This window comes from Deltaproteobacteria bacterium (assembly GCA_019309045.1).
In the GTDB taxonomy this organism is placed as follows: Bacteria; Desulfobacterota; Syntrophobacteria; order BM002; family BM002; genus JAFDGZ01.
Genome location: JAFDGZ010000126.1, coordinates 1 through 6011 on the forward strand (window position 1 = coordinate 1; position 6011 = coordinate 6011).

General features: G+C 55.4%; 5 protein-coding genes and 3 tRNA genes. All 8 read right to left on the reverse strand.

Annotation, left to right across the window (positions count from 1 at the left end; all coding sequences use genetic code 11):
* Window positions 1–101: hypothetical protein (locus JRI89_16170; protein MBW2072773.1), on the reverse strand; the 101-nt coding region annotated here is incomplete at its 3' end.
* A gap of 70 nt (window positions 102–171) precedes the next feature.
* Window positions 172–248, reverse strand: a tRNA-Thr gene (locus tag JRI89_16175).
* 159 nt (window positions 249–407) lie between these two features.
* Window positions 408–492 (reverse strand) — tRNA-Tyr (locus JRI89_16180).
* A gap of 53 nt (window positions 493–545) precedes the next feature.
* A tRNA-Thr gene (locus JRI89_16185) sits at window positions 546–620 on the reverse strand.
* A 226-nt stretch (window positions 621–846) separates the two neighbouring features.
* Complete coding sequence (gene lspA, locus JRI89_16190) at window positions 847–1329, reverse strand: signal peptidase II (GenBank protein ID MBW2072774.1); 483 nt, start codon at window positions 1327–1329, stop codon at window positions 847–849.
* Window positions 1326–4139, reverse strand: coding sequence for an isoleucine--tRNA ligase (gene ileS / locus JRI89_16195; GenBank protein MBW2072775.1), 2814 nt, complete (start codon window positions 4137–4139; stop codon window positions 1326–1328). Before ileS ends, lspA begins: the two co-directional genes overlap by 4 nt.
* A gap of 200 nt (window positions 4140–4339) precedes the next feature.
* Window positions 4340–5443, reverse strand: a complete 1104-nt coding sequence (locus tag JRI89_16200; GenBank protein MBW2072776.1) for a phytoene/squalene synthase family protein — start codon at window positions 5441–5443, stop codon at window positions 4340–4342.
* A gap of 250 nt (window positions 5444–5693) precedes the next feature.
* Window positions 5694–6011: chaperonin GroEL (groEL, locus tag JRI89_16205; protein MBW2072777.1), on the reverse strand; the 318-nt coding region annotated here is incomplete at its 5' end.

A 6011-nucleotide genomic window follows, 5' to 3' on the forward strand; every position in this document is an offset into this window, starting at 1 on the left:
TTCGTGATCGCTGCCGTCAATGTAGTCTTGCCATGATCTATGTGCCCTATCGTTCCTATGTTGATGTGCGGCTTCGTCCTCTCAAACTTCTTCTTCGCCATGGCGGTTCCTCCTGCGCAAGTTTAGAGCTCGACAAACATATGAAACAACAACGTCTCTTCCCAGAGAAGATGGAGCCCACGACCGGGCTTGAACCGGTGAACCTCTTCCTTACCAAGGAAGTGCTCTACCAACTGAGCTACGTGGGCTCGGGTATGGGCACTATGATGAACGGACCGGGTGTACGCCTCGGGTCGGCATGAGTCAGACCCGCAATGTGGCAACCTTTCGCCAGATGAGTATTGAGAGAAAGGTGTAGTGCCTAGCGATAATGGTCCGTCGCCACTATCTCCTACGTATTCCTTTGCTGGTGGAGAGGGGAGGATTCGAACCTCCGAAGGCTGCGCCGGCAGATTTACAGTCTGCTCCCTTTGACCGCTCGGGAACCTCTCCTCGCCCTGAAGCCTCCTCCCGGAGGCCGGCATTCGTTTCATCAGCAAAAACCCTGGAGCTGGCGATGGGATTCGAACCCGCAACCTGCTGATTACAAATCAGCTGCTCTACCATTGAGCTACGCCAGCGAATCAAACCTTTATAAATCACAAAAAAATAAAAATCAAGTAAAAATATTCGGCTGTTTGGCTATTTTTTTCAGTTTTGTGACACAGGCCATAGAGACAGCAGAGCCAGCACTGTGATATTCCAGGCAGCGCCGCTGGCGCCCAACCTTCGCCAGGACCTTCTCATTTCTGCCGGCACCATGTCTCAGGATCAACTTCAGGGCAGCTGCTTGCAGCAGGCAGCAGTTTATTTCTTGGCAAACAGCAGGCGCCAGAGGAGAATGACCACTCCGGTGCTGATGGCCGAATCGGCCACATTGAAGGCTGGCCAGTGAAGCCCTCGGTAGTGGAGGTCAATAAAATCTATTACTTCTCCCAGCCTCAACCTGTCTACCACATTGCCGAGCGCTCCACCAAAAATCAGTGCCAGCGCCACACATTCTATCTTCTGGCCGGCCCGCAGCCCCCGAGCAAGCCACAACACCATGCTCATTGCAGCCAGGGACACCCCCAGGAAGAAAAGGGTCCGCAAAACAGACGCCTTGCCAGCCAGCAGGCCAAAGGCAGCACCGGTATTGTGGACTCTGGTCAAATTGAACAGACCGTCCAGCACAGGGACCACCTGGTGCATGTACAGGGTAGCACTTACCAGCGCCTTGCTTGTCTGATCCAGCAGCAGCACGCTCGCAGCCACCACGCCGAACAGTGTAGGGAAATATTTCAAGATCATCCACCTTGACTCTGCACAATAGCCTGCAGCTCTGTCAGGCAGCGGCTGCATATTCCCTGATGTTCGGGATATGTGCCAACACTCTCATCATGGATCCAGCAGCGGCTGCATTTCTCCGCCCTGGCCGGAGTCACTCTGATGACCAGGCCGGGCACATCCACCGACCGGGTCCCATCTTGCACCTCTTCATAGTCTCTGAGTATCAACTTGGACACGATGAAAATGTGGTGCAAGCCCTGGCCCTGACTCTCGAGCAGTTCCCTGAGCGGTTTGCTAACCCCCAGGGTCACCTCGGCATCCAGGGAATGCCCCAGGGTCTTCTGTTGTCTGGCAGCCTCCAGACAGCGATTCACTTCTGAGCGAATCTCCAGAATACGACGCCACTGTTCTGCCAGGTCGGCGTCTTCGTATGCGGCCCGGGGTTCGGGAAGCTGCTCCAGATGTACGCTCTCTTTCTTGTCTGGAAATTCAGGCAAGTGCTCCCAGACTTCCTCTGCAGTAATTGCCAGAATGGGTGCCATGAGGCGCACCAGGCAGACTGCCACTTCGAACAGAGCGGTCTGGGCTGAACGCCGCTTGCCAGAGTCGGGCGCAGAAACATACAGCCTGTCTTTCAGCACATCGAGATAAAAAGAACTGAGATCCACCGTGCAAAAGTTATGAATGGCGTGATATATCTTGTGAAATTCGAAGCGCTCGTAAGCACCACGGACTGTGCGAATCAGCTGTTGCAGCTGATGCAGGGCCCAGCGGTCCAGAGGCTCCATGGATTCCCAGGACACGGCGTGCTGCCGGGGGTCAAAGTCATAGAGGTTGCCCAGGAGAAATCTGCAGGTGTTGCGAATGCGGCGATAGGCCTCTGACAGTCTCTTGAGGATCTCAGCAGAGATGCGAATGTCATCGCGATAGTCTTCAGCTGCCACCCAGAGCCTGAGAATCTCGGCACCATATTTCTTGATGACTTCATCTGGCACAATAACGTTCCCCAGCGACTTGGACATCTTGCGGCCCTGGCCGTCCACCACGTAGCCGTGAGTCAAGACCGCCCTGTATGGAGCATGTTCTCGGGTTCCTACTGCAGCAAGAAGAGAACTGTGAAACCAGCCCCGGTGTTGATCGCTGCCCTCCAGATAGAGATCAGCTGGTGAGTGCAGGTCCTCTCTCTTCTCCAGCACTGCTGCATAGCTCACCCCGGAGTCGAACCAGACGTCCAGGATGTCCATTTCTTTCGAGAAACTGGTGCCGCCGCAACTGGCGCAGGCAGTCCCTGGCGGCACAAGGGCTGCGGCTTCTTCGGCAAACCAGATGTCAGCCCCTTCCCGGGCGAACCGCTGGGCCACATGTTCCAGGACCTCGGCAGTAGCCAGGATCTCGCCGCATTCATCACAATAAAAGAGGGTGATGGGAACCCCCCAGGCCCGCTGTCTGGAAATACACCAGTCCGGGCGGCTGGCGATCATGCCGTAGATGCGCTCCTCACCCCAGCTCGGTATCCACTGGACCTCGTTTCTGATGGCCTGCAGGGCCTTGTCCCTGAGCCCATTTGCTTCCATGCTGATGAACCACTGTTCAGTAGCGCGGAAAATTACCGGATTCCGACAGCGCCAGCAGTGTGGGTAGGAATGGACCAGGCTCTCCTGGCAGAGAAGGCTGCCGCTCTGAGCAAGTTTGTCGGTCACTGCCTGATTGGCCTCAAAGACGAATTGCCCCGCAAAAAATGGCACATCCTCGGTGAAACGACCATCGTCATCGAGCGGTGAGTAAATATCCAGACCGTATTTGACGCCGGTTTCGAAGTCCTCTCTGCCGTGGCCCGGAGCAGTGTGCACGCAGCCGGTGCCAACATCCAGGGTCACATATGAGCCAAAAACAATGATGGAATCACGCTCCAGGAAAGGATGCCGGCACTTGCATCCCTCGAACTCCCTGGCAGCAAGACGGCCCACGACTTCATAGTCGGATACTGCGGCCTTTGCCATGACTGCCTCTACAAGCGCCTCTGCCATGATCCAGAATTCATCCCGGATGGCCACCACGCTATAGACGAAATCCGGATGCAGGGCTATGGCCAGGTTGGCCGGAATAGTCCAGGGAGTGGTGGTCCAGATGAGCACGTAGCCTTTCCTGCCGGTGGTCTCCGGCACCAGGGTGCTCAGGTCGGTAACCAGTGGGAATTTCACATAGATGGATGGTGACTCGTGTTCATGATATTCTACTTCTGCTTCAGCGAGGGCTGTCTGGCAGGAGGTGCACCAGTAAATGGGTTTCTTGCTGCGGTAGACGCTTCCCTGCACGATGAATTTGCCCAGCTCTCGGGCAATGGTTGCCTCATAGTCATAGGACATTGTCAGATATGGCTGCTGCCAGTCTCCCACCACTCCCAGTCGTTTGAATTCTTCCCTTTGAATGTCGATGAACTTCTCGGCATACTTGCGGCAGCGTTTGCGCAATTCGAGCTGGCTCATCGTCAGTTTGCGCGCACCCAGCTCTTTCTCCACCTGGTGTTCTATGGGCAGGCCGTGGCAGTCCCACCCCGGCACATAGACGCTGTTGAAGCCAGACATTTGTCGGGAGCGCACAATCATGTCCTTGAGAATCTTGTTGAGAGCAGTGCCAAGGTGGATGTGGCCATTGGCATAGGGGGGGCCGTCGTGCAGGACGTAGCGGGGCCTGTCCTTGCTCTCTTCTCGAAGTCTGCCATACAGGTCCATGGCATCCCACCTTTGCAAGATTGCCGGCTCTCGCTGGGCCAGATTGGCCTTCATGGGGAAAGCTGTCTTCGGCAAATTGAGCGTTTTTCTGTAATCCATCTGTCACTCCCAGAACTTCCTGTACTGCCCTGTTTATAATAAAAACGATAAGTTATGGAAATTATCACACCAGTGTCCATTGTCAAGAGAAAATCCCGCCACGGAGAGTTCCTGGCCTGTTGCCCGGCGATCGCACGGCTGTCAGCGGCAGTTCCTGATTTGACAGATTTACAGGCTGCTGAGTTCTCTCGGCTCAATAATCACTGGGAAAGAGAGACAGCGTCTTTTTCCAGGCGGCCATCTCCTGTCATGAAAGGTAGAAGAGTGGGCTCGGGCAGATTTTTCGTGCTCAGTCTGAAAAGCAACTGCAGCACAGAGTTGCTCTTGATCCCCAGATTTGTGGCCAGTATGATCCGTCTGAGGGTACTGCGAGTGATTTTCACCTCCTGGCCGCTGGTGTAGCTCCTCTTGTTGTTTATATTTCGCAGGGTAAAAATCGCCATGCCCACGGCCCAGGCGCAGAAGCGGCGTATGCCTGTTTCGTGTCTGGGTATGAGCAGGGTGTAGTTCAACGCCTGCTGGAGATGGTAGCAAGCAATGCCAATCAATTCCGCCACTCCATTGCCAAAAGCCTTCTGGTGCTCGGACTCGCAAAGATCAGCCAGATCAAAGCCGAAATGCAAGAACACATCCTTTGGCAGCCAGCAGGCTCCTCCGCGCCTGTCATCCCAGACATCTTTGAGAATATTTGTCATCTGGAGTCCCTGGCCAAAAGATGGCGCCAGACTCAGAAGCCGCTGGCGCTGACGGTCGATCTCTGGCGAGTAGGCGCAGAAAAGTTCTGTGAGCATCTCGCCAACCACACCCGCCACATGATAACAGTAACTGTTGAGCTCGGAGAGGTTCTCGAGGCCGTTACAGTTTTTTATTTCCTGGAACCTGGCCATGCCAGCTGACATTATGCTGACGCAGCGCTTGAGTGCTCTCTGCTGGCGGGGCGAGAAACTGTGCGTCTCCTTGACAACACGAGGGGCGCAGCGGATCAGCTCTTTCTCGGGGGGCAGGGTCTTGCTGCCGAGCAGAGGGTAGAGAGCCGAAGCGAACTCCCGAGCCGACGCCTTGTTGTGGAGCACGCCGTTGAACTGCTGGAAAAAGAAGCGCTTCTGGTCGATGCTCAGATTTGCCTCGTCCTCAATGGTGTCCACAATACGGCAGAGCAGATAGGCATTGCCCACAACGTCTCGCAGTCTTGCAGGCAACTCTGGAATGGTGAGGGCAAAAGAGCGAGACACACCGAGCAGCATGTCCTCCCGGGAGTAGAATTCACTTTGCTGCATATCTCTGCTGTCATGCACCTGTGTCATCCTCCCCGAGACAAACTCCGGCCGCCAGCTGAGTCAACTGCCATGGCATGGCTCAGGCCTCTTCTCTGCCGCCTCAGGTCCAAGCTCTTCTCCTTCTCCAATAGCGGTCGAGGGAAAGAAGATGCTTCCAGGGCAGGGGCAACTTGATAATTCAATTAAATTACAGGATAGCAAGTGGAGTTGCAAGAATAAACGCCCATAAAAAAACCCACACCCCTGCAAGGGTGTGGGTCTCCGGGTAAAGCTGCCACTACATCATGCCGTTCATACCACCCATGCCGCCTCCTCCTGGGGGCATTGCTGGCATCTGTTCTTTTTCTTCAGGTTTTTCCGCCACCATGGCCTCGGTGGTGAGCAGCAGCGAGGCGACGCTCGCCGCATTCTGCAGGGCAAAACGCACCACCTTGGTGGGATCGATCACCCCTGCGGCGGTCAGATCCTCATATTCCTCGGCCTCCGCATTGAAGCCAAAGGCTCCCTGCTCGCCCTTGAGCCGCTCCACTACCACAGAACCCTCATAACCAGCATTGTTGGCAATCTGCCGCACCGGCTCCTCCAGGGACCGCTT